Source organism: Wenzhouxiangella sp. XN201 (assembly GCF_011008905.1).
Taxonomy (GTDB): domain Bacteria; phylum Pseudomonadota; class Gammaproteobacteria; order Xanthomonadales; family Wenzhouxiangellaceae; genus Wenzhouxiangella.
Genome location: NZ_JAAIVI010000020.1, coordinates 215,487 through 231,239, shown reverse-complemented (window position 1 = coordinate 231,239; position 15,753 = coordinate 215,487). Strand labels below are relative to the sequence as shown.

Here is a 15,753-nt window from a genome sequence, read left to right as displayed (position 1 = left end):
CAAGGCCGGGGCGGCGAAACTCCGAAAACCCAATCGCGCAGCACGTACTCCGGTTCAGTCCCAGTTATTGATGTCTGCATTGCCGCCTTCTCCGCCCGGGGAGCTGTCGGCACCATAGGACCAGATATCGTAGGAGCGGTTCTCGCCCGGATAGCGGTACTCGTAGGCCTGGTCCCATGGGTCCTTCAGGTTGGATTCCTTGATATAGGGACCGTTCCAGTTACGCGCGTCGCTGGGACGCTCGAGCAGCTGGCGCAGCTCGCGCGGGGGGCGACCGTTGTCAAGGTAGTACTCATCGACGGCCATCGACAAACGCTGCACTTCGGCCTCGGCCGCACGGACCTTGGCGTCTTCGCCGCGCTCGAGCACGTTGGGCACCACCAGGCCGGCGATCAGGCCGAGAATCACCAGCACGACCAGCAATTCGATCAGCGAGAAACCGGCATTTCCGGACGCCTTGTTCATGTTGCTTCCTCCAGCCCCGCAGGGGGCATTCTTTGATTGAAAATTCCGCGGCCGCCTCAGGCGACCATTTCGTTGATACCGAGTATGGCCATCAGCACCGACATCACGATCACGCCGATGACCAGTGCCAGGCCCAGGGTCAGCACCGGCACCATCAGGGCCATCAGGCGGTCGATGGTCGTGCGCACATCGCGATCGTAGGTATCGGCCACCTTGAGCAGCATTTCGTCGAGCTTGCCCGTTTCCTCGCCGACGTTGACCATCTGCAACGCGAGGCGCGGGAAGTTGTCGTTGGCGGCCAGTGCGCGCGCCATGGGCGTGCCGGTCTTGACCTGCTTGGCCGCCTCGGCGACGTCGTCGCCGAGTACTGTATTGGTCATGACATTCTTGGCGATGGAAAGTGCCGACAAAAGCGGCACGCCGTTGACCAGCAGGGTGCCGGCCGTGCGCGCCAGGCGGGCGGTTTCCATCTTGGCAATGACCTCGCCGATACCCCGGGTATGCAGGAAACGTCGATCCCAGCGGCGGCGCGAAGCCGGGTGCCGCATCTGGCTCCGGAACCACAGTACGGCAATCACGACGATCCCGATCAGGGCCCACCAGTATTTCTGCAAGCCGGTGCCCACTGCCATCACGATCTTGGTGAGCAACGGCAGCTCGCCACCGAATTCCTCGAACATGGGGGTGAACTGGGGAATCACGTAGCCCATCAGCAGAATCAGCGAGGCGACGGCCAGCACCACCAGCAAGGCCGGGTAGATCATTGCCGAAATGACCGAATCCTTGAGCTCCTTGGAGCGCTCCAGGTACTCGGCCATGCGCGACAGGGTGTGGTCGAGCGAACCGCCGATCTCGCCGGCACGCACCATGTTGATGTAGAAGCGCGAGAACACGCCGTGACGCTCTTCGAGCGCCTCCGACAGTGAACCGCCTTCGCGCACGCGGTTGCGGATCTTCTCGATGGTGTTCTCGACCCGCTCGTTGTCGGCCAGCTCGCCCAGGATGCCCAGCGATCGGTCCAGCGGCAGGCCGGCACTCAGAAGCGTGGCCAGTTGCTGAGTCAGATCGCCGATCTCGGACTGCTTGAGCCCTTGCCGGCCACGCAACAGGGCCGAGAGCCGGAAGCCCGAACCGACTTCCTTGGCCGAGACCGGGATGTTGCCCGACTCCTGCAGGTGCGCGATGACCAGCTCCTTGCTGGGCGCATCCATCTCGCCGCTCAGGGTCTCGCCAGCGGGGGTGACGGCCTTGTATTCGAACAAAGGCACGGTCAGGCTTCCTGCGTCACACGAAGCACTTCTTCAGCCGAGGTAACCCCCTGCAGGGCCTTGATCAGGCCGTCTTCGTACATCGTGCGCATGCCCTCGGCGCGGGCCTGTTTCTCGATCTCGGTCGAAGTGGCGTGCTTCATGATCATGCGACGCAGTTCCTCGCTCAGCACCAGCAACTCGTGAATGCCGGTCCGGCCGCGGTAACCGGTGGGGCTGGCTTCGGAAGTGCCGGGGCGATACAGCTTGATCGGCCGCTCGTCGGTGAACCGGTCCAGACCGAGTTCCTCGATCATCTCGGGCAGCACTTCGTAGGCTTCCCTGGTTTCCGGGTCGAGCCGGCGCACCAGTCGCTGGGCCATGATGGCGTTGACCGTGGAAGTCAGCAGGTAGTCTTCCACGCCCATGTCGAGCATGCGGGTCACACCCCCGGCAGCGTCGTTGGTATGCAGGGTCGACAGTACCAGGTGACCGGTCAATGCGGACTGGATGGCAATCTTGGCCGTTTCCAGGTCGCGCATTTCGCCGATCATGATCACGTCCGGGTCCTGTCGCACGATCGAACGCAAGGCGCGGGCGAAGTCCAGCCCGATCGAGGACTTGGCCTGGATCTGGTTGACGCCTTCAAGCTGGTACTCGACCGGATCCTCGACGGTGATGATCTTGCGCTCGGGTGTATTGAGTTTCGACAGACCGGTATAGAGCGTAGTGGTCTTGCCCGAACCCGTTGGGCCGGTGACCAGAATGATCCCGTGCGGCACATCGAGCTCGCGCTCGAACTTCTGCTGGATGTCGTCGGCGAAACCGAGACTGGCGAAATCGAGCACGACCGCCTCGCGGTCGAGAATACGCATGACGACCGACTCGCCGTGGGCGGTCGGCACGGTCGAGACACGCAGGTCGAGCTCCTTGCCGCCGACGCGGTGCATGATGCGCCCGTCCTGCGGCAAACGACGCTCGGCGATGTTGAGCCGCGCCATGATCTTCACACGCGAGATCACCGCCGCGGTCGAACGCGCCGGCGGCGCCTCGACTTCCTGCAGCACTCCGTCGATGCGATAGCGGACTTTCAGGCGGTTCTCGAACGGCTCGATGTGGATATCGGAGGCGCGCGATTCGACCGCGCGCTGCAGGATCAGGTTGACCAGGCGGATGACCGGGGCCTCGGAGGCCAGGTCACGCAGGTGTTCGACGTCTTCTTCGTCCTCGCCGGCACCCTCACCGCCGAGATGCTCGGCGATCTGGCCCATGGCCGACTTGCCGCCGCCAAAATAACGCTCGATGGTGTTGTCGATTTCCGACGCGATGCCGACCCGCGGCGAGACCCTGTGGTCGGTTGCCATGGCCAGGGCGCGCAGCGCGAAATCGTCGGTCGGGTCGGCCATGACCACGACCAGCTCCTCGTCGCTGACCTCGATCGGCACCAGGTGCTGCTGCTTCATGTAGCGCACCGAGATACCGTCGATCTGCGGACCTTTCTCCGGATAGTCCTTGTCGGTGACCATCGGGATCTCGAGCAGTTCGGACTGAGCCCGTGCCAGGTCGCGCTCGGACACCAGCCCCAAGCGTACCAGCAAGGTCAGCAGGTTGCCGCCGTGCTGCTCACGATAGGCCTTGGCGCGCTGCAGGTCTTCCTCGCGCAGGCGCTCCTGCTCGATCAGCAGGCGGCACAGTTCGGCGGCACGATCCTCGAGGTGATCGCCGATGCTCGGCAACAACTCGGTGTCGTCGGTAGCAGTCAGTGTTTCAGTTTCCATATCGAGCCCGATTATAGCGGCGGGTTGGTCCGAATCGCTCCCGAGTCCCGGACCATGTCACAAACAGACAGCCCCGGGGCCGTACGGTTCAGATTCGGCGATGTTCGACGAGCTTTTCGATGAACGGCCGGTTCATCAGGATCCAGGCGGCGATCGGGATGACACCGGGAAACATCAGATAGCCGAGCTGGTAGCACAGAGCAATGGCGGTGGGCGACAACGACGACTGGCGGACCGCCTCGCCGATCTCGGGTCCGAACAGGAATGCGAGATCGCGCAAGGCTTCCCAGAACACGCCCCAGACCGTCACGAGAGTCACCACCACCAGCGCGACAAGTATCTGCAAGAAGCGGCGAAGCGCCGACATCGGTGTGGCCATGATCAGCCCGAACAACAGCGCCATGCCCCAGGCGTAGATCATCGGGTTGATATCCCAGGTCAGCGGCATCAACTGCCCGTCTTCCGGGTTGGTCACGGTCAGCGGACTCTGCATCTCGAAGATGAAGCCAGCCTGGAAAATACCGGAAAAGAGTTCCGGGAACAGGCTGGTCAACAGCCACTCGGCCAGATTCGAGGCCGGAAACATCAGGCCGCTGGCCATGAAGAACCACAGGAAAAAGCCCAATGGCAGGTAAAGTGCGGCCAGCAGGAACATCTCCTTGACCGGGTTGCCCGACTTCTCCGGCGTTAGTTCCAGTTCGTCTTGTCGTTGGTCTTGATCGCTCATTCTCCGCCCTTCACTCCAGCCAGGCGCGGGCATTGTGAAACATCTTCATCCAGGGCGAAAGCTCGCCCCATTCGGCCGGCGCCCAGGAGTAGTTGACGCGGCGCAGCAGGCGCTCGGGATGCGGCATCAGGATGGTCACGCGGCCCGTGTCGCTGGTCAGGCCGGTAATACCTTCCGGCGAACCATTGGGGTTGTCAGGGTAGCGTTCGGTGCCCTGCCCCCCGGCATCGATATAGCGAAGTGCCACCGGCGCCGCGGCCGGCAAGCCGTCGGCGAAGACCGCGCGGCCCTCGCCGTGGGCGGTGACAACCGGCAGGCGCGAGCCCGCCATGTCGGCAAAGAACAGCGACGGGCTGTCCTCGATGCCGACCAGGCTCAGGCGCGCCTCGAACTGGCGCGAACGATTGACGATGAAATCCGGCCAGGCATCCGTTCCGGGAATGATCTCGCGCAGTGCCGAAAGCATCTGACAGCCATTGCACACGCCCAGTGCGAATCGGCGCGGATCGTCGAAAAAGGCCCGAAACTGCTCGCTCAAGGCGTCATTGAACAGGATCGAACGCGCCCAGCCCTGACCGGCCCCGAGCACATCACCGAAGGAAAATCCGCCGCAGGCGGCCAGGCCGTGGAAGTCGGTCAGGCGCTGGCGGCCAGCTTCCAGATCGCTCATATGCACATCGACTGCCTCGAAACCGGCAGTCATGAAGGCGCGGGCCATTTCGCGCTGACCGTTGACGCCCTGCTCGCGCAGAATGGCGACCCGCGGCCTGGCGCCGGAATGGACCGACACCGATGATGGCACTTCGAATTCCTTCTTCGGCACCAGGCCCGGACGCGACCAGTCGCCCAGGGCGGCGTAGGCTTCGTCGGCACAATCAGGATGGTCGCGCAGGCGCTGCATGCGATAACTGGTCTCGCCCCAGCGCCGGGCCAGTTCGGGCAGTTCGCGGCGGGTCAGGCGCTCGCCACCGGCATGGATGTCCAATTCCGGCTGCTCCTGCAGTTCGCCGATCTCTCGCAGGCACTCGTCGAGTCCGGCCTCGGCGAAGAGGCCACGAATGTCAGCAAGATCCTCGTCGGCCACCTGGATAACCAGCCCCAGTTCCTCATTGAACAAGTCGGCCAGCGGCTCGGCGGCATCATCACCCAGATCGAGCCGGACACCGCAGTGGCCGGCCAGCGCCATTTCCAGCACGGTGGTGAACAACCCGCCGTCGGAACGGTCGTGGCAAGCCAGAATCACGTTGTCGTCGAGCAGGCGCTGGACGGTGTCGAACAGGGCGGCAAGCCGGCCGGCATTATCGAGGTCGGGCACCGGACCGAGCGGGCGCGTCAGCACCTGGGCCAGGGCCGATTGCCCCAGTCGATTGCGGCCCAGATCGATCAGCAACAGGCGTGAGTCAACATCGCGCCTCAACTGCGGCGTGCGATGCACGCCCACATCCGGCACCGGCGCAAAAGCGGTAACAATCAATGAGACCGGCGCAATCATGCGCTGCTCGCCTTGTTGGTCGTTCCACACCGTCTGCATCGACAGCGAATCCTTGCCGACCGGAATCGACAATGACAATTGCGGGCAAAGTTCGGCCACCGCCTCGACCGCGGCACGCAGGGCCGCATCCTGCCCCGGCGCACCGGCCGCAGCCATCCAGTTTGCCGAGAGCTTGACGTGGCGCCGGTCGCGCACCCGGGTGCCGGCCAGGTTGGTCAAGGCCTCGCCGACGGCCATGCGCGCCGCGGCGGCCGAATCGTGCACAGCAAGCGGTGTGCGCTCGCCGATCGCCATGGCACTGCCGGCCTGGCCGTCGTAGTCGAGCAGGGTGATAGCGCAATCGGCCACCGGCACCTGATGCGGGCCGACCATCTGATCGCGTACGCTCAGGCCTCCGACCGTGCGATCACCAATGGTGACCAGAAATTCCTTGCTGCCGACAGCGGGCAGTGCCAGCACCTGATCGATGGCCTGGTCGATGGTGATGTCGTCGAGTGGCGAAGATTCCACTGCGGTTGTACGCGTTTCGGCCCGGCGATGCATGCGCGGTGCCTTGCCCAGCAAGACTTCGAGCGGCATGTCGATGGCCGCTCGATCACCCAGGCGGTCGGCGACCAGCAAGCGACCGTCGTCGCTGGCCTCGCCAACATCAGCCCAGGGGCAGCGCTCGCGCGCACACAGGGCGGCGAATTGCTCGAGATTTTCGGGGGCAACCGCCAGCACGTAGCGCTCCTGCGCCTCGTTGCACCACAGCTCCATCGGCGAGAGCGCAGGATCATTGGTGGGAATCTCGCGCAGTTCCAGCTGCCCGCCCACGCCGCCGTCGTGCAGCAACTCCGGCAAGGCGTTGGAAAGCCCACCGGCACCGACATCGTGCACCGACTTGATCGGGTTGGCCTCGCCCTGCTGCCAACAGCGGTCGATCACCTCCTGGGCACGGCGCTGCATCTCGGGGTTGCCGCGCTGGACCGAGGCAAAATCGAGATCGGCGTCGGATTGCCCCGAACTCATCGAGGAAGCCGCACCGCCGCCGAGGCCGATCAGCATGGCCGGACCGCCGAGCACGATGATGCGATCGCCGGGCGACAGCGCAAGCTTATGCGTCTGGCCATCGGCGATCATGCCGCTGCCGCCGGCGAGCATGATCGGCTTGTGGTAACCCCACAGCCGCTCGCCAATCGGCGCGCTGAAGCTGCGGAAATAGCCCAGCAGCGCCGGCCGGCCGAACTCGTTATTGAAGCGCGCCGCACCGATCGGGCCGTCGCGCATGATCTCCAGAGCCGAAGCCATCCGGCCGGGCGCGACCGGTGCGGTTTCCCAGGGCTGGACCCAGTCGGGGATGCGCAGGTCCGATACTGAAAAACCGCACAGGGCGGCGACCGGCCGGGCGCCTCGGCCAGTGGCGCTCTCATCGCGAATTTCTCCGCCGGATCCGGTGGCCGCTCCCGGATCGGGCGAGATGGCGGTCGGGTGGTTATGGGTCTCGACCTTGATCTGGATATGCGCCCGGTCGGCGCGGCAGCGATAGGCGCCTTGGTCCGGATCGGTCAGGAACATCTCGACATCGAAGCCCTCGATCACGGCGGCGTTGTCGTCGTAGGCAACCAGGGTGCCTTCCGGAGTGGCTGCATGGGTAGAACGGATCAGACCGAACAGGCTGCCCTCGACCGGCCGCCCGTCGACCTCCCAGGTGGCGTTGAAGATCTTGTGCCGGCAATGCTCCGAGTTGGCCTGGGCGAACATCATCAACTCGGCGTCGCTGGGGTCGCGCGCCAGCCGCCCGTAGGCTTTGACCAGGTAATCGATCTCGTCGGCACTCAGCGCCAGGCCGAGTTCGGTGTTGCGCCGAGCCAGGCTGGCAGCCGGATCGCTACCGAGTTCGATCACGCCCAGCGGCGCCGGCTCGGCTTGCTCGAACCAGCCCTCAAGGTCGGCCAGATGCTCGACGATCGACTGGGTCATGCGGTCGTGCAGCAATCGCCGGGAAGCGTTCGAAAGTTCGGCGGTCGGCAGGCCATCGACTGCGAACAAGGTGGCATGTTCGATCCGGGAGAAAGCGCCCAGGCCGCAACGCTCGAGGATGTCGGCGGCCTTGCTTGCCCAGGGCGTGACCGTACCCGGGCGGGGAGCGATCAGCAATTCGTGATCGGCCAGTCGATCGCTGGCGTGCGGCTGTGCCGAAAGCAGGGATAGCAGGCGACCGCGCTCGGGTTCGGGCGGCAGTTCGGGTGCGTCGATCAGGAAAAGCTCGCTGGCTTCGAGCTCGACCGGTCGTCCTTGCAGGTCGGATACGGCGCGTGCGAGCTGGGCCAGGCGGAACGGCGGCAGCGCGTCCCTGCCGAGCAAGACAATCATGCGAATCCCCGAGTATCGGCTACCAGTGAGCGCGCCATTATAGGGCACGACTCCGGGGCGAACCGAGCCGTCTGCGACGGCCCGGACAAATCAGTCAGCGCTCGAGGCGCTCGCGTCGGCCAGACCCTGAAGGCGCTTCTTGAGTTCGCCGGGCGGCACGTAGCCGGGAATCAGGTCGCCGTTGGGTGTCAGAAGTGCCGGGGTACCGGTCACGCCCAGCGCCTGACCCAGCAGGTACTGTTCCTCGACCGGGTTGTCGCACTCGGCCTTCGGTGGCTTCTGGCCGGACTTGGCCGTGGTCATCGCCGACTGGCGATCGCTGGCGCACCAGACCGAAACCATGGTTTCGTAGGTTGCGGACTCAATGCCGGCACGTGGAAAGGCAAGGTAATTGATGCGAATGCCTTCATCGACGTACGCATCGATCTGCTCGTGCAGACGACGGCAGTAACCACAGTCGGTATCGGTGAAGACCATCAATTCGAATTCGGCATCTTCCGGGCCGAACGAAACCATGTCAGCGGAATCGAGATCTGCGATCCGTTCGCGCCTCAGGCCGGACTTGGCCGTATCGGTCAGGTCGTTCTGGGTTTCAAGGTCGATCAGCCGGCCCTGCATCAGGTAGCGGCCATCTTTGGACATGTAGATGATGTCGTTGTTGAGCTGAACCTCCATCAAACCGGGCACGGGCGTTTCGGCAATCGCGAGCGTTTCCACTTCGGGCACCAGCGCCCGAATCCGCTCCTCGATAGCCTGCTCGTCCGCCGCCATCGCCGGCAGGGCAAGAATCAGCCCGACGAGCGAGCCAATGCCAATAGAAATTTTCATCCGGATACTCCTCAAGGTAAAGATTTGTCCGCGTTTCAAATCAGGTCATTTTCCGCCGCGCATGATAGCTCACGCACGGTCGCTGTTCGATTGGATCGCAGCCGGGGCGACAAGTTTCATCAGGTCAGCCGCGCGGGTGGTGTTGCCGGTGCAGGGCCTTCAGGCGGGCGCGAGAGACATGGGTGTATATCTGAGTGGTGGCGAGATCGGCATGACCAAGCAACATCTGGACCACGCGGAGGTCGGCCCCGTTGTCGAGCAAATGAGTTGCGAAGGAGTGGCGCAGCCGGTGCGGATAGACTGGCTCGGCGATCCCGGCCCGGCGTGCCAGGTCGCGAATTCGCTGCCAGACAGCCTGGCGTGACAACGGTCGACCACTGCGCGAAACGAATACCCGCTCATCTTGTGGATGCAATTCGGGCCGAACTCGCAGCCACTGCTGCAGCGCATCCAAAGCGGCCTCGCCCAGCGGCACCAGCCGCTCGCGACCGCCCTTGCCCAGCACCCGAATCACACCCTGGCCGATATTCAGTCGGCCCAGGTTGAGATCCGCCAGCTCGCTGACTCGCATGCCGGTGGCATAGAGCGTCTCCAGCATGGCGCGATCACGCAATCCCAGTGGCGTTTCGGTGTCGGGTACCGCCAGCAGCGCTTCAACCTGACCAGCCGTCAGCGTGCCGGGCAGCGATTGCGGCCGACGCGGTCCGTCGATATCAAGCATCGGATTGCGCGACACGATCGACTCGCGCAACGCCCAGGCGAAGAACTGCCGCAGGCAGGACAGCTGGCGCACGATACTGGTGGTGCTGACACCCGAGCGCATCCGCCCGGCCAGGAAGGCGAGCACATGCGACTTGTCGATTGAACCGGCCCGAACCGGGACGGCGGCCAGGAACTGTTGCAGGTCGTGTCGGTAGGCTTCCAGCGTTGCCGCTGCTGCACCGCGCTCGGCCCAGAATGCGTCAAGGAAGCGATCAATCAGGCGTTGGTCCGGTTTTTCCGGCGAAGCGGCGGGGGCGGACGGTGCCGCCCCCGCAGTATGATCGCTTCGGGTCAAACCTTCCCGGTCAGGCGGCTGAGGGACTTGCGCGCCGCAGTCTCGACTTCGGAAAAGCCGGTGCGTGCGGCAGCCTGAAGTTCCTCGACCACCTGTTTGCGCCGCCGAACCTGACCAGCAGCGAGATCCTGAAGCGCGTCACGCAGCTCATCTACGGCCGCAAGAACGCGTGAGAAATCACCGCCGGCCTTGCTTACGGACTTTTTTTTTGAGCGCTTTTTTTTGGAGGCCTTCTTCTTGGAGGCTTTTTTCTTCGAAGCCTTCTTCTTCGAAGCCTTCTTCTTGGAGGCCTTCTTCTTGGAGGCCTTCTTCTTGGAAGCCTTCTTCTTGGAGGCCTTCTTCTTGGAAGCCTTCTTCTTGGAAGCCTTCTTCTTGGAGGCCTTCTTCTTGGAAGCCTTCTTCTTGGAGGCCTTCTTCTTGGAGGCCTTCTTCTTGGAGGCCTTCTTCTTGGAAGCCTTCTTCTTGGAGGCCTTCTTCTTGGAAGCCTTCTTCTTGGAAGCCTTCTTCTTCGAAGCCTTCTTCTTCGAAGCCTTCTTCTTCGAAGCCTTCTTCTTGGAAGCCTTCTTCTTCGAAGCCTTCTTCTTGGAAGCCTTCTTCTTGGAGGCCTTCTTCTTGGAAGCCTTCTTCTTGGAAGCCTTCTTCTTGGAAGCCTTCTTCTTCGAAGCCTTCTTGGCAGCCGGTGCGGGCGCTGGCGATGGAGTCGGAGAAGAAGTACTGGCGTTGCCGTCGGCAGGCGCCTGTTGCTCCACCTGAGTTTCTTCGATGCTTTGCATGATTGTGACCTCCCTGGGTCCTTAGCAAGATAACCAACTTTTGCTCGGCGAACTCGCCTGACGGGAGCGTTCTTTCAGGATAGGAATCATCCACTCCCTCGCAGCATGTTCTACTCTGCCACATTTTGCGCTGTTGTTAAAGACATTACAGGTACACAGAATGACACGGCGAGCGGCATCAAAACTGACCGCGACCTGTACAATGACCTCTGGACAAATCCAAGTTCCCACCCGTTTCATTGAACAAGCCTGAGAACCTGCCCCCGACCGGGCTGCCCCGTCGAGCCGCATCGATGATCTACGATGCATTGCTGGTCGCAGCCTTGTGGATGGTTGCAGCCGCAATCGTGGTCATCCCTGCCGGCACGGAAATCCAGCCCGGCAACCCGGCGTTTCAATTCTATTTACTCGTCGTCTGGTATCTCTATTTCGCAATTTGCTGGCGAGTTGGCGGTCAGACCCTGGGCATGAAAGCCTGGCGTATTCGGCTGGTTACGGTGGACACGCAACGCCCCGGCTGGGGCCAGATCACGGTGCGCTTTCTGTTTGCCGGTGTGTCACTGGGCTGCCTGGGCCTGGGGTTCATCTGGACGCTGTTCGATCGCGAGAGTCGAAGCTGGCACGACATGATTTCGGGAACGCGACTGGTGCTGCTGCCACGCAAGCGCGGCACGAACGCCTGGTGATCAGAGTCGCCGCAACAACAGCAATCCGATCGTTCCGAAGAACAGCGCCGGCAGAATCATCAACAACCACAAAGGTCCCGGCCAAAGCATCGCCGAACCCCGGATCAGGCGACTGATGACGAAGAACATCAGCCCCAGTGACAAACCGGCAAAAATGCTCAAACCGCGCCCACCCTGGCGTCCACCGCGGAATGCGAATGGCAGGGCGATCAGAATCATCGCAATGACGTTGAGAGGATAGAAAACCCGGTTCCACAACGCCTGTCGATACGGGCCGGTGTCGAGGTCGTTGGCATCGAGCAGACGGATCATGCCGAGCAGATCGACGATCGCAAGCATCCGCGGTTTGCTCACCGCCGAGGCGAACAGGTCATAGCTGAGTGTGGAATCGAGCTCGACCCGGCCTCGCCTCTCCCAGTCGGGCGTTTCGAACACACCGCGACGGGTGACGCCACGCAATCGCCATGCGCTGCCGTCGTGCGTGGCACCATCCGCATGCATCAGCAGTTCGGGCTGCATGTTGGATGCCAGGCGATAGACCAGTACGTCACCGAATTCCGGCTGATCGTCGTCGGCCCAGGCCGAGTAGCCGATACGCAGTATCTTGTCGCCGTCCCGCAGCCAAAGCGCACCAAACTTGCCCAGATGCACCTGGCCACTGCGCAACTGGTCGCGCTGGGCGCTGGCGCGCGCCTCCAGCCCCGGAATCATCGATTCACCCAGAAGGAACAGCACCAGCAGGCATAGCATGATCACGCCCAAAACACTGGCCAGGATCTGGCCGCGATCGAATCCGGCCGCACGCAGCGCGACCAATTCATTCGTGGCGGCCAGCCCGCCAAGACCCAGCATGACGCCGATCAGTGCAGCAAACGGGAAGATGTCGTAGAGCCGGCTGGGCGTGGTCTGGGCCATATAGGCCAGCATGGCCAAGGGGCCGTAGTCACCGGTCATATCACGCGCCTCGCGAATGCCCTCGATCAGGGTATAGAGGCCGAGCAATAACAACGCCACCAGCACCACCCAGATCAGCACCGAACGACCGACGTAACGACCGGCGATACCAAAAATCACCACAATCTCCAGTAGCGCCACGACAACAACGCAGTGAGCAAGGCCAGCCCGCCATGCACCGGCCACAGTCCCGGCCCGCTCATCGCCTCGTGCTGCTCCATCAGGATCAGACCACCGTGAACCGTGTTGCTATAGATCAGATACAACACCAGCGCGATCACGATGCTGCCGTAACGCCCCTGACGCGGTTTGCGACTCGACAGCGGCAGCGCCAGCACACCCAGCAACAACCCGGCCACGGGTGCGGCCAGCCGCCAGTGCCACTCACGACGCTCGGCCGGCGTTTCCGGCTGGAACAATTCGGGCAGGCGAAAACGTGCCTCGCCCAGGTCGGTGTTTTCGTCGGGCGCAGGCAGGCGAAGTTCATTGCGGGCAAAACGCATTTCGTGCACGGCGCCCCCTTCGAGCTTGTTGGCATGCTGAATCTGGAAACCGTCGGTCAAGAGCAGGTAGCGTCCTGCATCCTCATCCGGCAACCAGAGTCGCCCCTCGCGCGCGGCGAGCATCTCGGTGCTTCCACGCTCCATGTGTTGAATGAAGATATCGCCGAGGGTGTCGCTGCTGCGATCGATCCGACCGACGTAGATCGTGGTGCGTCCCTGATTGAGGCGATCGAACTGGCCCGGCCGGATGCCCGCCATCATCGCACTGCGTGCGGCGTCGGCCAGCAGCGTGGCCGAGCGTTCCACCGCCATCGGCGAGAGCCAGCCGGAGACGATCAGCAGGCCGCCCGACCAGAACAAAGCCAGAACCAGCACCGGTCGCAGCAAGCGACGAAAGCGCAGGCCGGCGCTGCGCATCACGACCAGCTCGCTCTCTTCCTGCAGTCGGCCCAGAGTCATGAGCATTCCGGTCAGCAGCGCGAGCGGCCCAACCAGCATGACCGCTTCGGGCAGGCGCAGAACGAGCATCAACAACACACTGCCGCCAGGCAGATCGCCCTGCGCGGCTTCGCCGAGCAACTCGGCCAGGAACAGGGCACTGACCACACCCAGAAATACGATCAGGCTCGACAGGCTGGCCACCAGCCCCTGTCGCAGTACGTAGCGCTGCAGAATCAGCATTCAGCCGTCCAGCGGCGCCGGGTACAATGATGCTTGGTTCTTGCCAATCTCATCCGAATTCATTCAAGGCGGAATATCACCATGCAGTTTACAACCACCGACGCGGCGACAAGTGCCGTCGAAACCGATTGCCTGATCATCGGGCTTCCCGAAGGAAATGGCCTCGATGGCGCCGCCGCCGAAATCGACTCGGCGATTGGCGGCGTGCTCACGCAACTCGATAAAGGCAGCGAGCTGCCGCGCAAGGCCGGCAAGACCCTGATGCTGCACGCGCTGACCGGTATTGGCGCCCGGCGCATTCTCGTTGTCGGCCTTGGCAAGGCCGAGAAATTGGACGCGGTGGCCTTTGACAAGGCGGTCAAGGCCGCCGGCAAGGCGCTCAGGCAGTCACATGCCACCAGTGCCCATTGCCTGTTGGCCGACGCCAAGGTGACCGACCGCGACAGCGACTGGAAAGTTCGCCAGGCCGGCATTGCGCTGGCCTATGCCGACTATGTCTACAGCGCCACCAAAAAGCCCAAGGATGACGCACCGCCGGCGACTGACACGGTCAGTTTCCCGGCCGGCAAGGGCGCCGAGCAGCAGCTCTCGCTGGCCTCGGCGATTGCCGCTGGGGTGCAGCGCGCCCGCGATTTGGCCGACCTGCCGCCCAACATCTGCACGCCGGCCTACCTGGCCGAGATCGCCGAGACCATGGCCGCCGAGCACGACGGCCTGGAGGTCGAGATTCTCGAAGACGAGGAGATGGAAAAGCTCGGCATGAACGCCCTGCTGGCGGTCGCCGTGGGCAGCGCCAACCGTCCACGACTGATCCGCCTGAGCTGGAGCGGCGGTAAGGACGGCGATGCGCCGCTGGCGATGGTCGGCAAGGGCGTAACCTTCGACACCGGCGGCATCTCGATCAAGCCGCGCGACCTGATGGAACAGATGAAGTTCGACATGGGCGGGGCAGCCGCCACCATCGGTGCGATGGAAGCCGTAGCGCGGCTCAAGCTGCCGATGAACGTCGAAGGCGTGGTCGCCGCAGTCGAGAACATGCCCGACGGCAAAGCCTATCGCCCGGGTGATGTGATCACCGCCATGAACGGCAAGACCATCGAAGTGCATAACACCGACGCCGAGGGCCGCATGATCCTGGCCGATGCCCTGACCTGGACGGGACGACTCAAGCCAGATACCACGGTGGACCTGGCCACCCTGACCGGTGCCTGCGTGGTCGCGCTGGGCCATCACGCCAGCGCCGTCATGACGCAGAACGACGAACTGGCCGAGGAACTACTGGCCGCCGGCCAACGCTCGGCCGACCGCACCTGGCGCCTGCCGCTGTGGGACGACTACCAGGAACAGATCGAGTCGCCATTCGCCGACATGAAGAACGTCGGCGGCATGCCGGCTGGCAGCATTACCGCCGGCTGTTTCCTGTCGCGCTTCGCCGAAGGACAGCGCTGGGCCCACGTCGATATCGCGGGCGCGGCCTGGCAGTGGGGCAAGCCCGAATCCGGCACCGGCCGACCGGTCGGCATGCTGGTCGACTGGCTGGTCAATCGTGCCGGCGGCTGGAATGCCGTTGGCTGAGGATCAGCGTGTCCCTGAGTGTTGCGGATTCGTGATCGCTTGTTGCTGGTTTGTCTCACGCCAAGGCGCGAAGGCGCAAAGGGCGCCAAGAAGATTGAAAATGAAAACATGCATGATGGTGGTAAAGAAAAGGCATCGCCGTGGCAGCGGAATCAAAGATTTTCATGCTTTCTTTTCCTTGGCGAACTTGGCGCCTTTGCGCCTTGGCGTGAACTGATTTTTGCCATGCGTGTAGATTTCTACGAAATGGGCGGGCGGTTCAGTGATCCGCTTTACGTCGCCGGCGTACTGGTCTCCAAGGCCTGGCCGGCGACGCGCGAGATTGCCGTCGTCGGCAATGCTGCCGACCTGGCCAGGCTCGACGAACAGTTGTGGACGCAACCCCAGGGTCGCTTCCTGCCGCACGAACGCGGCGAGACGAAGGCGCCGATTCGACTGCTGGAAGTCGCACCCGAGAAGGCCGGCATCCTGATCAACCTGGACCCGGCTGCTCCCCTGCCCGACGGTCGCTTCGAGCGCATCCTCGAGATCGTGCCGCCGGACGAGTCGCTCAAGCAGAAGCTACGCGAGCGCTGGATGGCCTGGAAGCAACGGGGCGCCGAGTTGCAGCATCACGTGTTGAAGTGAGAACG

General features: G+C 63.2%; 13 protein-coding genes. 3 read left to right on the top strand and 10 right to left on the bottom strand.

Annotated elements, in window-relative coordinates; translation table 11 throughout:
- Positions 1-54 precede the first annotated feature (54 nt).
- The 8 genes from gspG to G4Y73_RS13955 form a co-directional block, all read right to left on the bottom strand.
- Complete coding sequence (gspG, locus tag G4Y73_RS10470; RefSeq protein ID WP_164231585.1) at positions 55-465, bottom strand: type II secretion system major pseudopilin GspG; 411 nt, start codon at positions 463-465, stop codon at positions 55-57.
- Positions 466-521: 56 nt separating this feature from the next.
- Positions 522-1,733 carry a type II secretion system F family protein gene (locus tag G4Y73_RS10465; RefSeq protein ID WP_164231584.1) on the bottom strand — a complete coding sequence of 404 codons (1,212 nt, stop codon included), beginning with the start codon at positions 1,731-1,733 and terminating at the stop codon, positions 522-524.
- Positions 1,734-1,735: 2 nt separating this feature from the next.
- A complete protein-coding gene (gene gspE, locus G4Y73_RS10460) occupies positions 1,736-3,490 on the bottom strand; it encodes a type II secretion system ATPase GspE (protein ID WP_164231583.1) in 1,755 nt (584 codons plus the stop codon).
- A gap of 88 nt (positions 3,491-3,578) precedes the next feature.
- On the bottom strand, positions 3,579-4,217 hold the full coding sequence (locus tag G4Y73_RS10455; protein ID WP_164231582.1) for an exosortase H-associated membrane protein: 639 nt from the start codon (positions 4,215-4,217) through the stop codon (positions 3,579-3,581).
- Between the two features lie 10 nt (positions 4,218-4,227).
- A complete protein-coding gene (purL, locus tag G4Y73_RS10450; RefSeq protein WP_164231581.1) occupies positions 4,228-8,064 on the bottom strand; it encodes a phosphoribosylformylglycinamidine synthase in 3,837 nt (1,278 codons plus the stop codon).
- 90 nt (positions 8,065-8,154) lie between these two features.
- Positions 8,155-8,892 carry a DsbC family protein gene (locus G4Y73_RS10445; RefSeq protein WP_164231580.1) on the bottom strand — a complete coding sequence of 246 codons (738 nt, stop codon included), beginning with the start codon at positions 8,890-8,892 and terminating at the stop codon, positions 8,155-8,157.
- 124 nt (positions 8,893-9,016) lie between these two features.
- Positions 9,017-9,874, bottom strand: coding sequence for a site-specific tyrosine recombinase XerD (gene xerD / locus G4Y73_RS10440; RefSeq protein ID WP_164231814.1), 858 nt, complete (start codon positions 9,872-9,874; stop codon positions 9,017-9,019).
- Positions 9,875-9,945: 71 nt separating this feature from the next.
- Entirely contained in the window at positions 9,946-10,722 is a 777-nt protein-coding gene (locus G4Y73_RS13955; RefSeq protein WP_205596599.1) for a hypothetical protein, read from the bottom strand.
- Positions 10,723-10,961: 239 nt separating this feature from the next.
- On the opposite strand from G4Y73_RS13955, the gene G4Y73_RS10430 reads away from it, so the two are divergent.
- Positions 10,962-11,408, top strand: a complete 447-nt coding sequence (locus G4Y73_RS10430) for an RDD family protein (RefSeq protein ID WP_276207554.1) — start codon at positions 10,962-10,964, stop codon at positions 11,406-11,408.
- Here G4Y73_RS10430 and lptG read toward each other — a convergent pair whose 3' ends face one another.
- Positions 11,409-12,482, bottom strand: a complete 1,074-nt coding sequence (gene lptG, locus G4Y73_RS10425; protein ID WP_164231578.1) for an LPS export ABC transporter permease LptG — start codon at positions 12,480-12,482, stop codon at positions 11,409-11,411.
- Complete coding sequence (gene lptF, locus G4Y73_RS10420) at positions 12,479-13,546, bottom strand: LPS export ABC transporter permease LptF (RefSeq protein WP_164231577.1); 1,068 nt, start codon at positions 13,544-13,546, stop codon at positions 12,479-12,481. Before lptF ends, lptG begins: the two co-directional genes overlap by 4 nt.
- 81 nt (positions 13,547-13,627) lie before the next feature.
- On the opposite strand from lptF, the gene G4Y73_RS10415 reads away from it, so the two are divergent.
- Positions 13,628-15,121: a leucyl aminopeptidase gene (locus G4Y73_RS10415; RefSeq protein WP_205596598.1), complete on the top strand. Its 1,494-nt coding sequence runs from the start codon at positions 13,628-13,630 to the stop codon at positions 15,119-15,121.
- Between the two features lie 225 nt (positions 15,122-15,346).
- Positions 15,347-15,748, top strand: a complete 402-nt coding sequence (locus G4Y73_RS10410; protein WP_164231576.1) for a DNA polymerase III subunit chi — start codon at positions 15,347-15,349, stop codon at positions 15,746-15,748.
- The last annotated feature ends 5 nt before the right edge of the window (positions 15,749-15,753 follow it).

Coding starts and splice junctions, on each gene's coding strand:
- lptF (WP_164231577.1), bottom strand. CDS start 13,546: ATGCTGATTCTGCAGCGCTACGTACTGCGACAGGGGCTGGTGGCCAGC.
- G4Y73_RS10410 (WP_164231576.1), top strand. CDS start 15,347: ATGCGTGTAGATTTCTACGAAATGGGCGGGCGGTTCAGTGATCCGCTT.
- purL (WP_164231581.1), bottom strand. CDS start 8,064: ATGATTGTCTTGCTCGGCAGGGACGCGCTGCCGCCGTTCCGCCTGGCC.
- gspG (WP_164231585.1), bottom strand. CDS start 465: ATGAACAAGGCGTCCGGAAATGCCGGTTTCTCGCTGATCGAATTGCTG.
- G4Y73_RS10445 (WP_164231580.1), bottom strand. CDS start 8,892: ATGAAAATTTCTATTGGCATTGGCTCGCTCGTCGGGCTGATTCTTGCC.
- G4Y73_RS10455 (WP_164231582.1), bottom strand. CDS start 4,217: ATGAGCGATCAAGACCAACGACAAGACGAACTGGAACTAACGCCGGAG.
- G4Y73_RS10415 (WP_205596598.1), top strand. CDS start 13,628: ATGCAGTTTACAACCACCGACGCGGCGACAAGTGCCGTCGAAACCGAT.
- gspE (WP_164231583.1), bottom strand. CDS start 3,490: ATGGAAACTGAAACACTGACTGCTACCGACGACACCGAGTTGTTGCCG.
- G4Y73_RS13955 (WP_205596599.1), bottom strand. CDS start 10,722: ATGCAAAGCATCGAAGAAACTCAGGTGGAGCAACAGGCGCCTGCCGAC.